This is a genomic window from Paracidovorax cattleyae, from assembly GCF_900104515.1.
GTDB classification, from domain to species: domain Bacteria; phylum Pseudomonadota; class Gammaproteobacteria; order Burkholderiales; family Burkholderiaceae_C; genus Paracidovorax; species Paracidovorax cattleyae.
In genome coordinates this window covers 1-13,854 of the sequence record NZ_FNJL01000005.1, presented here as the reverse complement: position 1 = coordinate 13,854, position 13,854 = coordinate 1, and the positions used below count along the sequence as shown (strand labels likewise).

General features: G+C 69.5%; 8 protein-coding genes and 1 pseudogene. All 9 read right to left on the bottom strand.

What is annotated here, in order from left to right:
- Nucleotides 1-64: 64 nt before the first annotated feature.
- Nucleotides 65-3,550 (bottom strand): maltose alpha-D-glucosyltransferase, encoded by a 3,486-nt coding sequence (gene treS, locus BLR05_RS05165; RefSeq protein WP_092832759.1) that lies wholly within the window; start codon nt 3,548-3,550, stop codon nt 65-67.
- Between the two features lie 4 nt (nt 3,551-3,554).
- Complete coding sequence (locus tag BLR05_RS05160; protein ID WP_377777565.1) at nt 3,555-5,798, bottom strand: alpha-1,4-glucan--maltose-1-phosphate maltosyltransferase; 2,244 nt, start codon at nt 5,796-5,798, stop codon at nt 3,555-3,557.
- Nucleotides 5,782-7,734 carry a 1,4-alpha-glucan branching protein GlgB gene (gene glgB / locus BLR05_RS05155; RefSeq protein WP_092832758.1) on the bottom strand — a complete coding sequence of 651 codons (1,953 nt, stop codon included), beginning with the start codon at nt 7,732-7,734 and terminating at the stop codon, nt 5,782-5,784. Before glgB ends, BLR05_RS05160 begins: the two co-directional genes overlap by 17 nt.
- A 172-nt stretch (nt 7,735-7,906) precedes the next feature.
- A pseudogene (locus BLR05_RS05150) lies at nt 7,907-9,398 on the bottom strand (BCCT family transporter).
- A gap of 88 nt (nt 9,399-9,486) precedes the next feature.
- Complete coding sequence (gene purB, locus BLR05_RS05145) at nt 9,487-10,848, bottom strand: adenylosuccinate lyase (RefSeq protein ID WP_092832757.1); 1,362 nt, start codon at nt 10,846-10,848, stop codon at nt 9,487-9,489.
- A gap of 36 nt (nt 10,849-10,884) precedes the next feature.
- The gene (locus tag BLR05_RS27730) at nt 10,885-11,367 is read right to left on the bottom strand and encodes a hypothetical protein (protein ID WP_167361199.1); all 483 of its coding nucleotides are present in this window, start codon (nt 11,365-11,367) and stop codon (nt 10,885-10,887) included.
- Between the two features lie 119 nt (nt 11,368-11,486).
- Complete coding sequence (locus BLR05_RS27725; RefSeq protein WP_377777562.1) at nt 11,487-11,609, bottom strand: hypothetical protein; 123 nt, start codon at nt 11,607-11,609, stop codon at nt 11,487-11,489.
- Between the two features lie 9 nt (nt 11,610-11,618).
- Nucleotides 11,619-12,071 carry a substrate-binding domain-containing protein gene (locus tag BLR05_RS05135; protein ID WP_092832756.1) on the bottom strand — a complete coding sequence of 151 codons (453 nt, stop codon included), beginning with the start codon at nt 12,069-12,071 and terminating at the stop codon, nt 11,619-11,621.
- Nucleotides 12,072-12,150: 79 nt separating this feature from the next.
- On the bottom strand, nt 12,151-13,854 hold a 1,704-nt coding region (locus BLR05_RS05130; RefSeq protein ID WP_143015862.1), incomplete at its 5' end, for an RHS repeat-associated core domain-containing protein.

The window sequence follows — 13,854 nt, the reverse complement described above, 5'->3', positions numbered from 1 at the left end:
AGGGGGCTATCGGGTGGGAAGGCGGCAGAAACGGGGGACCGCCGGGAGGCCGGCCCCCGTGCGGTCAGGGCGCTTCCGTGGAACCTCCGGGTGGGGGCGGCAGGGTGGGCACGGCGGGGCGGGGCGTCGGGGCGGCGGCCGCGCCGATCAGCGCGAGGATGCCCTGCAGCGGTACCTGCGCCCAGTCCACGCGGTTGCCCAGCTCGTAGCGCAGTTCGTAGAGGGCCTTTTCCAGCTCGAACAGCGCCACCAGGTCGAGGTCCGGGTGGGTGCCGGCGGTGGCATACGCCTCCAGGAACGCGTCGCGGGCATGGTGCTCCCAGTCGCGTGCTGCCTCGTCCAGGCGGACCATCTCTTCGGTGGACTGCGTCATGTGCCGCAGCGCCGCCCAGCGGGCGTAGTTGAACGAGCGCAGCATGCCGGCCACGTCGCGCAGCGGCGATCCCTTGGCGCGGCGCTGCCCGAAGCTGCGGCCCGGCTCGCCCTCGAAGTCGATGAGCACGAAGTCGTTGCCCGTCACCAGCACCTGGCCCAGGTGGTAGTCGCCATGGTAGCGGCTCTTGTGGCCCGTGGGCGCCTGCCCGCGGTCGGCGGCGAGGCGCTCCAGGATCGCGCTGCGCCGCGCCAGCACCGCCTGTGCGTCGTTCTGCGTGGCGGGCGGCAGGTCGTGCAGGCGCCGCTCCAGCAGCGCGAGCGTCTCTTCCGCCTCGGCGCGGGCCCGGTCGCGGAAGGCCGTGACGTCCTGCGCGGTGATCGGCTCGGGGTCGAAGGCCGCGTCGCCCGTGCGCAGGCCGAGCGCCTGGTGCAGCTCCGCGGTGCGCCGGCCGAGCGTGCGGATCAGCGCGAGGAAGCCGCCGTGCGCTTCGGGCAGCACCGCATCGGGCACGGTGCGGGTGTTCTCCAGGAAGCGCTCCAGGTAGCCGAGCGTGTATTCCCAGCCGTCGCCCTGGTTGGAGACGTAGGCCTGCACCAGCGCCAGCGTCATGGTGCCACCGCCGGGGGCCATGTACTCCACGGCACCGAGCACCGGCACGCAGTGCGGGAAGTGCGCCACCTCGGTCAGGAAGCGGCCCACCTCCAGTTCGGGGTTGATGCCCTCGCGCAGCCGGCGGTAGCCCTTGAGGAACAGCGTCTCGCCGAGCGACACCACCGTGTTGCTGCTCTGCGCGCCGGGGCGTGCCACGGGCAGGGCGTCCAGGCCCTCGGCCAGCGCAGCGAAGGCCGACGTGTGCGAGAAGCGTACGCTGCCGCCGCGGTCCGTCGGCAGGGCGGTGTTCTCGCCCAGTGCGCGCACCACGGCGCGGCAGAAGGACTCGTCGTGGAACGCGTCGCCCATCACGCCGACCTGCGCCTGCTGGCGCACGCGCGCCACGCCGGCCGGGGAGATGCGTCGCATGCGTTCCTCGCTGCCTTCCTCCCAGGCGAGCGCCAGCGGCACGAAGTACGGCACGCCGGCCGCCGCGCCGTCCTGGGCCTCGGCGGTCCTGCCGGCGCCCGCGTTCGTGTCCACGGCGACCAGGGGCAGCATCCATTCGCAGGCATCGCCGGCCTTCCACACGGTGTGATCGACGATGCGCGCGCCGGTGATGGCCGCGCCCTTGTCGGCATACCAGCGCTGCAGTTCGATGAAGCGCGGCAGGGTGTCGCCCTCGAACTGCGCACGCATGCGCTCGGCCATGCCGATGCGCCAGGGCATGACGCGTTCGCGGAAGAAGCTGGTCCAGCCGTCGAACAGCACCAGCACCGGGCGCTCCTGCAGATCCAGCCCTTCCTGGTGCCAGGAGGGCACGGGCGCTTCGTTGGAGAGGCGGAACCAGTAGAACCCGAAGGAGTGCAGCGTGAGCAGGTAGGGCAGGTCGCCGATCGGCGGGAAGGTGACGCGGCCCAGCATCTCGATCGGCGTGCGGCCCCGGTAGGCGGACAGGTCCAGCTCCACGGGCTGCGCGGCGCGCGAGAGGTTGAACACGGTGAGGATGATGTCGTCCTCGTGCTCGCTCACGTAGGCCAGGATCTTGCGGTTGCCGGGCTTCAGGAAGGTGCGGCGGCCGCGGCCGAAGGCGCGGCTGGTCTTGCGCACGGCCAGCATGCGCCGCGTCCAGTGCAGCAGCGAACTCTGGTCGCCCGACTGGGCCTCGACGTTCAGCGCCTCGTAACCGTACACCGCATCCATGATGGGCTGCAGGTAGAGCCGCTGTGGATCGGCGCGCGAGAAGCCGCCGTTGCGGTCGGGTGACCACTGCATGGGCGTGCGCACGCCGTTGCGGTCGCCCACGAACACGTTGTCGCCCATGCCGATCTCGTCGCCGTAGTAGATGATGGGCGAGCCCGGCATCGACAGCAGCATGCCGTTCATGAGCTTCACGCGGTCGACGTCGTTCTCCATCAGCGGCGAGAGCCGCCGGCGGATGCCGAGGTTGATGCGCGCGCGCATGTCGGCCGCGTACATGCTGTACATGTAGTCGCGCTCCTTGCTGGTCACCATCTCGAGCGTGAGCTCGTCGTGGTTGCGCAGGAAGATCGCCCACTGGCAGCCGTCGGGGATGTCCGGCGTCTGCTGCATGATCTCGACGATCGGGTGCCGGTCCTCCTGGGCGATCGCCATGTACATGCGCGGCATCAGCGGGAAGTGGTAGGCCATGTGGCACTCGTCGCCGTCGCCGAAGTATTCGCGCACGTCCTCGGGCCACATGTTGGCCTCGGCGAGCAGGAAGCGGTTCTTGTACTCGGCGTCGATCGCCGCGCGCAGCTGCTTGATCACCGCGTGCGTCTCGGGCAGGTTCTCGTTGCTCGTGCCGTCGCGCTCCACCAGGTAGGGGATGGCGTCGAGCCGGAAGCCGTCCACGCCCATGTCCAGCCAGAAGCGCATCGTCTTGAACACGGCCTCCAGCACCGCCGGGTTGTCGAAATTCAGGTCCGGCTGGTGGCTGAAGAAGCGGTGCCAGTAGTACTGCTTGGCGACCGGGTCCCAGGCCCAGTTGGAGGTTTCGGTATCCGTGAAGATGATGCGCGTGCCCCGGTAGATCTGGTCGGTGTCGCTCCAGACGTAGAAGTCGCGCTCGGGCGAGCCCGGCGGGGCGTGCCGCGCGCGCTGGAACCAGGGGTGCTCGGACGAGGTGTGGTTGATGACCAGCTCGGTGATCACGCGCAGTCCGCGCGCGTGAGCCGCGTCCAGCATCTCCTTGAAGTCTTCCAGCGTGCCGTACTGCGGGTGCACGCTTTCGTAGTCGGAGATGTCGTAGCCGTCGTCGCGCAGCGGCGAAGGGTAGAAGGGCATCAGCCAGATCGTGTTGACGCCCAGGTCCTTCACGTAGTCCAGCTTGGCGGTCACGCCCTTGAAATCGCCGTAGCCGTCGTTGTTGCTGTCGTAGAACGCTTTCACGTTCAGCTGGTAGATGACGGCGTCGCGGTACCACTGGGGATCGCCCTGGGTGTCGATCTCCGGGGTTTCGGGCATGACCACGGGGCCCGGTTCGGGCAGCGGCTCGGCAGCGGCGGGCGCCGTGGTGGCGTTCGTGCCGGAAGGGGAGGTGTGCAGCAATGGGGCGTTCATGGCATCACTGGAAAGGGTCGAGGCTTCCGGCGTCCGCAACGCGGCGCCGCACGGCGAAGATGTGGGCCGGCGCGCGGCGCGGGTCGAGCAGGATGTAGTGGTGCTCGCCCTGCCAGACGAAGCGCTGCTGGCTCAGCAGGTCGTGCATCTGCCAGTCGGCCGCGGGCGGATCGCCTTCCGCGATGGCGATGTCCGCGGGCGAGAGGCGCATCCAGCCCGATTGCGCATGGTGCGGATCGAGGTTGACCACCGTCACGATCACCTCGCGGCCGTCGGGCGAGCGCTTCATGTAGGCCAGCAGCATCTCGTTGTCGACGGGCAGGAAGCGCAGGCTGTGGTCGGACTGCAGCGCGGCATGCTCGCGGCGGATGCGGTTCACGCAGGCGATCAGCGGGCGCAGGCTGCCGGGCCGGTCCAGGTCCCAGTGGCGCAGCTGGTACTTCTCGGAATCGCGGTATTCCTCGCCGCCGGGAGCGCGCGGCTCGTGCTCCAGCAACTCGTAGGCCGGGCCGTAGATGCCGTAGTTGGCCGAGAGCGTGGCGGCCAGCACCAGGCGGTACGCGAACACGGCGGGCTCGCCGCCCTGCAGGTGGGCCGGCAGGATGTCGGGCGTGTTGGGCCAGGCGTTGGGCCGGAAGTAGTCGCAGCCCGGCGCGGTGTTGAGTTCCGTGAAGTAGTCGGTGAGTTCCTGCCGCGTGGTGCGCCAGGTGAAGTAGGTGTACGACTGCGTGAACCCGCGCTTGGCGAGGCCGTGCATCACCTTGGGTCGCGTGAACGCCTCGGCCAGGAAGATCGTGCCCGGGTATTCGCGCTGGATGTCCTGGATCACCCATTCCCAGAACGCGAACGCCTTGGTGTGCGGGTTGTCCACCCGGAAGATTTGCACGCCCTGGCCGATCCAGTGCGCGAACACGCTGCGCAGTTCCTGCCAGAGTCCGCGCCAGTCCTCGCACTCGAAGTGGAAGGGGTAGATGTCCTGGTACTTCTTGGGCGGGTTCTCGGCGTACTGCACCGTGCCGTCGGGGCGCCATCGGAACCAGTCCGGGTGCTCGCGCACGTAGGGGTGGTCGGGCGCGCACTGGAAGGCGATGTCCATCGCGACTTCGATGCCGTGTTCGCGCGCGCGGGCCACCAGCCGGCGGAAGTCCTCCGCCGTGCCCAAATCCGGGTGGATCGACTTGTGGCCGCCCTCGTCGGCGCCGATCGCCCAGGGGCTGCCCACGTCGTCGGGGCCGGCGGTGAGCGCGTTGTTGGGGCCCTTGCGCTGCACGCGGCCGATCGGGTGGATGGGCGGCAGGTACAGCACGTCGAAGCCCATTTCGGCGATGCCGGGAAGGCGCTCCTCCACGTCGAGGAAGGTGCCGTGCATGCCGGGCACGGGCGAGGCCGAACGCGGAAAGAGCTCGTACCAGCTGCCGAAGCGGGCACGCTCCCGGTCCGCGCGCAGCGGCAGGGACACGGGGTGGACGGTCTGCAGGCTGCGGTCCGGGTGGCGGCGCATCGCCTCGGCGGCATCGTCCTGCAGCGCCAGCGCCTTGAGCGCCTCCGCGCCGTTGTCCGGGCCCTGCGCGCCCTGTTCCAGGTCCGCGGCCCAGGCCTCCAGCAGCCGGGCGTCGGCGGGGGCGGTGTGCGACGCCGCGCGCATGGCGGCGGCTCGCGCCTCGGCGGCGCCCACGCGGCCCGCCACGCGGATGTCGGCCGCATCCACGCGGCGCTCCATGTCGTGCCGCCAGGATTCGAAGGTGTCCACCCAGGCCGCCACGGTGTAGCGGTATAGGCCCGGCTCTTCGGGCGTGAACTCGGCCCACCACTCGTCGTTCACCTCCGGCTGCATCGGCACCTCGGCAGGCGCCTCCGGGGCTGGCGATCCGTCCTCGGGATCCTTCCACCACTGCAGCATCGCGCGCGGCACGTCGTGCCCGTCGGTGAAGCAGTGGGCGGTGATGCGCACCGGCTCGCCGGCCACGCGCTTGACGGGGAAGCGCCCGCCGTTCACGGCCGGCAGCACCGCATCGATCACGGCGCGGCCGCGGCCTTCGTCACCGGGCGGCATGGCGCCGGAATCCCCCCGGGAGCCGGCTTGCGGTGCGGTGGCGGATGCCGTCACCGCGGGCTGGCGGCTCTCCGCGCTCTGCCCGGAAGGAGCCGCCGCGGCGCGCTGCAGTGCCGATGGCGCAGGAGCCACAGAAGCCGGGGCGCGGGAGGAAGGCGGCGAGGACGAGGGCGCGGATTCACGGGGTGAGGGCATGGCGTGCGGGCTCCTGTCGAAGGATGAGGGTGGACAGCGGCGGCAGCGTGAGGCAGATCGACTGCTCCCAGTGGTGCGAACGCACCGGCGCGGCTTGCAGGCCGCCCAGGTTGCCCCAGCCGGCGCCGCCGAATTCGCGGGCATCGCTGTTGAACAGCTCCTGCCAGTAGCCGGCGGTGGGCACGCCGACGAGGTAGTTCTCGCGCGGCACGGGCGTCAGGTTGCAGACCACCAGCACCGGGCCGGCGCCCTGGCGCTGGGCCTCGGGCCCCGGCTTGCGCAGGAAGGCGAACACGCTGCGGTCGGCATCGTCGGCCTCGACCCACTGGAAGCCCTCGGGCGAGAAGTCGAGATCGTGCAGGGCCCGCTCGCTGCGGTAGACGCGGTTGAGCTCGCGCACCATGCGCTGCAGGCCACCGTGCAGCGGGCCGTCGCACACCCACCATTCGAGCTCGCCCTCGTGCGTCCATTCGCGGCGCTGGCCGAATTCGCCGCCCATGAAGAGCAGCTTCTTGCCGGGGTGGGCCCACATCAGGCCGAAGAGCGCGCGCAGGTTGGCGAACTGCTGCCAGTCGTCGCCGGGCATCTTGTTGATCAGCGAGCCCTTGCCGTACACCACCTCGTCGTGCGAGAGCGGCAGAACGAAGTTCTCGTTGAAGGCATACACCAGCGAGAACGTGAGCTTGTGGTGGTGGTAGCGGCGGTTGACCGGGTCTTCCTTGAAGTAGGCCAGCGTGTCGTGCATCCAGCCCATGTTCCACTTCATGCCGAACCCGAGGCCGTTCATCTCCAGCGGCCGCGAGACCATCGGCCAGGCGGTGGATTCTTCCGCGATGCTCACGGTGTCGGGATGGTCGCGGTAGAGCGAGCGGTTCAGCAGGCGCATGAACTCGATCGCCTCCAGGTTCTCGCGCCCGCCGTGCCGGTTGGGAATCCACTCGCCGTGCTTGCGCGCGTAGTCGAGGTAGAGCATGGAAGCCACCGCGTCCACGCGCAGGCCGTCCAGGTGGTATTTGTCGAGCCAGAACAGGCCCGACGAGATGAGGAAGCTGCGCACTTCGTGCCGGCCGTAGTTGAAGATGGCCGAGTTCCATTCGGGGTGGAAGCCCTGGCGCGGGTCCGAATGCTCGTAGAGGTGCGTGCCGTCGAATTCGGCGAGCCCGTGGCCGTCCATGGGAAAGTGCGAGGGCACCCAGTCCAATAGCACGCCGATGCCCAGCTGGTGCAGGTGGTCTACGAAATACATGAAATCCTGCGGCGTGCCGTAGCGAGCGGTCGGCGCGAAATAGCCCGTGGTCTGGTAGCCCCAGGAGCCGTAGAACGGGTGCTCGGTGACGGGCATCAGCTCGACGTGCGTGAAGCCCATCGACTGCACGTACTCGCCCAGCGCGTGGGCGAGTTCGCGGTAGTCCATGAACTGTCCGTCCTTGCGGCGCCAGGAGCCCGCGTGCACCTCGTAGATCGACATCGGTGCATCGAGCGCGTTGTGCGGACCGCGCGACGCCATCCATTCGCCGTCGTTCCAGGTGTAGTCGAGGTCCCAGACGCGGGATGCGGTGCGCGGCGGCAGTTCGGAGCAGATGGCCAGCGGGTCGGCCTTCTCCAGCACGCGGCCGCCGTTGCGCGAGACGATGCGGAACTTGTAGGCCTGTCCGTGCGCGGCATGGGGCACGAAGCCTTCCCACACGCCGCTGCCGTCGTTGCGTGCGGCCAGCGTGTCGGCATCGCCGTTCCAGCCGTTCCAGTCGCCGATCACCGAGACCGAGGCGGCGTTGGGCGCCCAGACCGAGAAATCGGCGCCGCGCGCGTCGCGGGCCGCGGTGCCTGCCTCGCGCCGCAGGTGGCAGCCGAGGGATTGGTAGAGCCGCGCATGCGTTCCTTCGCGCAGCAGGTAGGCATCATGGGCGGTCAGCAGGGTGGAATCGTTGGACGGCACGGTGGAATCCTGGATAGGTCGTGGAGGGAAAGAAGGGGCAACGGCATGGCTTCCGCATGACCGCGTCGGCTGAAAGCCATTGGCGCACGGCCTGCCCGGTCGAGCTCGCGCGGCGGCGGCGATTGGAGCTGTAGGACGGGGCCGCATGGCGGCGGCCCGCCCACCGTGCCCGTCAATCGCGCATCACCATCTCGCGCATGCGGCGGCGCAGGGCACGCTCGCGCTGGCGTTCCGCCTCGCAGTCTTCGCGCACAGCGCGCAGCAGCGCCGCTAGCAGGCCCCAGACGATCTTCACGCGCGCGGAGGGATCGGGATCGCCGCGCGTGCTCATGGTGCCCAGCACCAGTGTGGCCGGGTCGCCCGAGGTGACGAAGAACACCACCACCAGCACCGTGGCCATGATGGTCATCGCCAGCCCCAGCGGCATGGTGTCGAACATCGTGAACATCGCGGTGGCCGGATCGGCCTGCGCGGCCGCCGCCAGGGGCAACTGCTGGAAGATCTCCAGGTGCAGCGCGGTGCCGCCGAAGATGGAGAACCACAGGAAGCCCGGGAGCGTGGGGGCGACCACTGTGCCGGGCACGAACGGGCGGATGGTGCGCCCGCGCGAGACGCGCGCGATGAAAAGGCCCACGAATGGCGACCATGCGATCCACCACGACCAGTAGAAGATGGTCCGGCCGCCCACCCAGCTGCTGTCCCGGAACGGCGACATGCGCAGGCTGGTGCGCACGAATTCGCTCAGGTAGGCGCCCAGCGTGTTGGTAAAGGTGTTCACCAGCGATACCGTGGGCCCCAGCAGGAACACCACCAGCGCCAGAAAGGCCGCGAGCAGCACGTTGACGCTGGAGAGCCACTTGATGCCCCGGTCCACGCCGCTGACGGCGGAGGTGATGAACAGCGCCGTGGTCACCACGATGATCGCTGCCTGCGACCACGGACCGACGGGAACGCCGAACACCGCCTGCAGGCCGCCGTTGATCTGCGCCGCGCCCATGCCGAGCGAGGCCGCCACGCCGAAGGCGGTGGCGACCACCGCCAGCACGTTGACCACCGGCGAGAGCCGGCGCATGCCGCGCCAGGGCAGCGATTCGGTGGCGGAACTCACCAGCGCCGGCGCCTGCCGGCGGAACTGGAAGAAGGCTATCGCCAGCCCGACGATGCCGTAGATGGCCCAGGGGTGCAGCCCCCAGTGGAAGAAGGCATAGCGCATGGCGGCGCCCGCGGCCTCGGGCGTCTGCGGCTGGATGCCGGGTGGCGGCAGGCCGTAGTGCGAGACCGGCTCCGCCACGCCCCAGAACACCAGGCCGATCCCCACCGGCGGCGAACAGCATCTCGAACCACGTGGGGGTGGAAAACCCGGGCTCGCCGTCCTCGTCGCGCAGCCTCAGATCACCGTAGCGGCTCAGGGCCAGGAAGAGGGCCGGCACGACCAGCCCCAGCACCACCCACAGGTACAGCCATCCGAAGTTCCGCGTGATGTCCGACAGCAGCATGCCGAAGAAGGCGCCAAGGCTGGCAGGGGACGCCAGCCCCCAGAGCACCACGGCCGCGATCACCCCGGCCGAGACCGTGAGCTGGAGGTTGCCGAGCGCCGCGTTCCGGGCGCGCACGAGCGGTGAGGAGCGCCCTGGCGGCGGCGGTGGCACGGATGAGGAGTGCATCTGCGCAGTGTGTGCGACGGCAGGCCCCCGGTCTGTCAGCCGAAGCCGGAAACGGATGAGCCCGGGGGCGCCAGGCCCGGGCGGGAATTCAGCCCTGCAACCACGCCCCGTGCGCCGCCACCACACGGTCCACCGAGGGCCCGCACTGGCCCAGGTAGCCGGCGGGATCGGTCATGTCGTGGATCTCGTCCTCCGTCAGGAGCCGGCCCAGGCTTTCGTGGTGGCGCATCGCTTCGGCAAAGCCGAGCTTGTGGGTGATGCCGTGCATCGATGCCTCGTAGATCCACTCGTGGGCGGTCTGCTTGCCCACGCGGCTGGAGAGTTCGAGCATCACCCGTTCGGAGAGCAGATAGCCGTGCATCCGGTCGAGGTTGGCCGCCATCGCGGCGGCGTTCACCTTCAGACCCGCCAGCAGGTGCCTGGCCTGGAGCAGCATGGCCCCGGCGATCATGCAGGCCTCGGGAAGCGCCTTCCATTCGACCTTCCAGGCGATGCCGTCGCGCTCGCTTTCCTGCACCATGCCCTCGACCATCATGGCGGCGCTGTAGCGCAGCGGCCGCGAGAGTCCGGCGAGGTTCTCGGCCGAGACGGGGTTGCGCTTGTGGGGCATCGTGGACGAGCCCAGCTTGCCCTCGGGGAAGCCTTCCTCCACTTCGGCGCACTCGTCGCGCTGCATGTTGAACAGCTCGTTGCCGATCTTCGACAGCGTGCTGCCGATCAGCGCCAGCAGGTTGGCGTACTCCGCGAAGCGGTCGCGCGCCGGCGCCCAGCTGATCGATGGCACGCCCAGGCCCAGCCTGCGCAGCATGCGCTCCTCGAGCTCCGCGGCCTTCGGGCCGAAGGCGGCCTGGCTTCCCACCGCGCCGGCCAGCATGCCCACCAGCACGCGCGGCGCGGCCTGGACGAGGCGCTCGTGGTGGCGGCCGAGTTCGTCGAGCCACACGGCGCACTTGTGGCCGAAGGTGATCGGCAGCGCCTGCACGCCATGCGTGCGGCCGGCCATCGGCGTGTCTCGGTGCTCCACCGCCAGGCGGGCCAGTTCCCGTCCCACGGCCCGCATGTCGCGCAGCGCGACCGCGTGGAATTCCTTGAGCTGCAGCGCGACGCCGGTATCGATCACGTCCTGGGTCGTGGCACCGTAGTGGATCCACTCGCCGTGGTCGCCGGAGCATGCGGCCTGCAACTGCCGCAGCGCCGGCACCAGCGAATGCTTGATGCGCCGGATATCGGCAGACATCCTGCCGATGTCGATATGCCGGACCCTGGCCTTGTCGGCGATCTCGCGGGCCGCGTCCTGGGGAATGATCCCCATGTCGGCCTGGGCCGACGCCAGCGCGGCCTCGACGTCGAGCCACTTCTGCACGCGGTTCTCCTCGCCAAAGATGGTGCGGACTTCGTCCGTGCACCAGAGATGCTGGAGCGACTGCATGTCGAAAACGGAAACGGGCATGGAGCGAATTCTCGGCGATGGCGAAGCGCGAAATTCTCATGGCGCAACCGGGCTTTGCGGGCATTGCCGCCGCTGCTTCCATTTATTCCTGCCATGAATCCCGGTCACCTGAATCCCGATTGCCTGGGTACCGGCTGCGGGGCGTTTTTCAGCCCAGCAGGGCCACGCCCTTGACCCGTGCCACCCCCTCCAGGCCCGGCGCCAGGCCGGAGCGTGCGGGCGGACCGGCCCGGTGATGCGCGCCAGCAGCGGCATACCCGTGGCGTCCAGGGCCACCAGCACCTGGCCCGCAGGCTCGCCGTGCAGGGCCAGCACGCGGGCGGGCAGCAGGTTGAGCACGCTGGCCGCCGCCGGTGGCGCCAGCGCCAGGCTCACGTCGCGCGCCTGCACGCGCAACCGCACCGGCGTGCCCGGGGGCAGTGCACGCCCGACTGCCAGCAGCAGGGCCTGGCCGCCCGGCAGTCGCACGGTCGCGATGCGGTCGGCGGCGGCGTAGCCGTCGGCCTGGGGCTCGTCCATGAACAGCACCGGGGGCTGGCGGCCAGGGCGCGCGCGATCGCCACGCACTGGCGCTCGCCGCCCGACAGCGCATGGGTGCGCCGCCCGGGCAGGTGGCCGATGCCCAGCAACTCCACCGCCTACTCCAGCGGCACCCGCCGCCGCGCAGGGGGCTTGCAGAGCACGAGCAGCAGCAGCGTGGTGAGCCCCGCCAGCCGCAGCGTCAGCCCGAGGGCGGCGAGGTCTTTGGACGACAGCGGCACGCCCCGGCGTCAGAAGCCGCAGCCGTACCGGCGGATGATCTCGCGCGCCTTGTCGCCGCGCAGGTACTGCATCAGCGCCGCGGCAGCCGCGTTGTCCTTGCCGGTGGCGAGCAGGACCGCGTCCTGGCGGATGGGTTCGTGCATCGCATGCCTGCCGACGGTATCGGTGCAGCGCGAGCCCTGCACGCCCAGGCCTTCGCTCTCCATGCGCCGGGGCGTGGTGTCGTCCGCCGCCAGGAAGACCTGGAACGGCGCACCGTTGAGGATCTGGGCGTAGAACTTGCCGGTGGAGCCGAACGACAGCACCGCCTTGTGGCCACTGTCCTGCTCGAACGCGGCGGCTACCGGTACCTCGCCCGCGCGGGCGGTGGCGCAGGCCAGTGCGAGGACCGCGGCGGCCAGCAGGGCACAGATGTGGGCGAGGCTGAGGGTGGCCGGGCGGGAGGCGGAGGAGGGAGGCATTCGCTATTCCTTGGATGAATAGCGGTGAATATCGGCGGGCATCAACGAAGGTTGGCGCGGGCGCATTGGTGTGGCGCCGTCAAAGCTGGGGCTGTGAGGGGCGCTCCGGGAAGAATGCGTTGTATTTGCCTGGCCGGGACGGATCTTTCACCAGCTTCTGGAATTCGAAGCCGAAACTATGCGTGGTGATGATGTTTCCCCCCATTTCCGTCATGCGCCCCGTTTGGAGGTCGTACCAGACGTATTGGTCTGGCGCCACGACAATCGCCTTCATGGCGTTGGCCAGCCCCTGCGCGTAGGCACTGTTCTTCCATCCGGTATTGCAGGAAAGCAATGCGATGGGTATGCCAGGCTTGTAATTCGGATCGCGGCGGATCATCTGAGCCAGCTTGTCAACCGGGATGAGTTTGCCATGTTCGTCATGGAGACCATGCCTGTTTCCGTGTCCAGCGATGAGGTACAGGGTGTCGGAACCACGGAGCTTGTTCGCGGCGGCCCGGATGGGTTCATTGTGTGGAAAGAAATTCATGTCGACCGTTGACGATGCCAACAAGCCGAGCGGATCGACTTCCGTTGTCGGAGACAGCGGGTAGATCGACGAATGCAATCCACCTTCCAGCCCGATCGGATCCTGCGTCACATACTGCCCCAACAGGGGGTCGTAATATCGGTGACGGTTGTAGTGCAGTCCCGTCTCGGCATCGAACTGCTGGCCCTGGAAGCGGATCGGCTGGCCGATGCCATGCGGGTCGTATTCCTCGCGCACGGCACCCCAGGCGTGGTACGTGGCGGCCCAGGTGACCAGGCCCGCCTGCGGGCCGTTGGCATCTACCAGGGCGATGGGCGTGCCCAGGTGGTCGCACAGGAAATGGCGGATGCGCGTGGATGCGGACCGGGCGGCGGACTGCCGCCGCCTGCCGACCTCCTGCAGTCCGGATGCCAGCAGCCTGGCCACCTCGGCGGGCAGCACGCCCTGCATGCACGCGATCAGCCCCTCTCGGTCCGGCCCCATGGCGCCCTGCAGGGCGTCCTGCAGCATGTCGCGCTGCGATGGTGGCAGCGCCGCGAAGAACGCCTGCGCTTCGCCCGGGCCATGGATGTGGCCCACATCGTCCTTTCCTTCGCTACCCTCCATGGCGAGCAGGGCCTGCATGGCCGTAGGGATGGCTTGCTCACGCTCCAGGCGCAGCAGCGGCGCGAAGGAGCCAGGCTCATAGAGCACGTGCTGCAGTCCCTGCGGGCCTTCGGCGTGCACGAGGCGGTCGCCGTCCCAGCCGGCGTAGGTGGTGGTCGAAGGCTCCGCAGCTGCGTTGCTGTTGTCGTTGCCATGCCTGAAGACGGTCTTGGCCAGCCGACGCCCGAAGGGGTCGTAGCGGTAGCAGGCCACCCTTCGCCATCCGGCCGCCCCGGCTTCGCGCTGCCAGACCTCGCGCAATTGGTGCAGCGCGTCGTAGCGCAACCGCTGCGCCCGGCCGTCGGCATGCAGCGCCTGCACCCGGTTGCCGAAGGCGTCGTAGCGGTAGCGGATCAGGATGCCCTTGCCGTCGCTGCCATTGCTGCCATTGCTGCCGGCTCCATCGGCATCCGGCTCGGGCGTGTTCCACCCGATGCGGTTGCCCGGCCAGCGCTTGACCGGGCCTGCGCCCTCGCCGGGACCGTCGCCCGCGCGCAGCAGGTCGAAGTCCGCATCGTGCAGGTTCTCGCGCACCTGCCGCGCCCAGTCCTGGCGCTCGGCGCTGGAGGGGCCGGCTGCGCGCGCATCCAGGGGCGCGGGCAGGCGGTT

What these genes read in the sequence shown, in the direction of transcription:
- treS (WP_092832759.1), bottom strand. Translation starts at nt 3,550, where the DNA reads ATGAACGCCCCATTGCTGCACACCTCCCCTTCCGGCACGAACGCCACC.
- BLR05_RS05160 (WP_377777565.1), bottom strand. Translation starts at nt 5,798, where the DNA reads ATGCCCTCACCCCGTGAATCCGCGCCCTCGTCCTCGCCGCCTTCCTCC.
- purB (WP_092832757.1), bottom strand. Translation starts at nt 10,848, where the DNA reads ATGCCCGTTTCCGTTTTCGACATGCAGTCGCTCCAGCATCTCTGGTGC.
- BLR05_RS27730 (WP_167361199.1), bottom strand. Translation starts at nt 11,367, where the DNA reads ATGGACGAGCCCCAGGCCGACGGCTACGCCGCCGCCGACCGCATCGCG.
- BLR05_RS05135 (WP_092832756.1), bottom strand. Translation starts at nt 12,071, where the DNA reads ATGCCTCCCTCCTCCGCCTCCCGCCCGGCCACCCTCAGCCTCGCCCAC.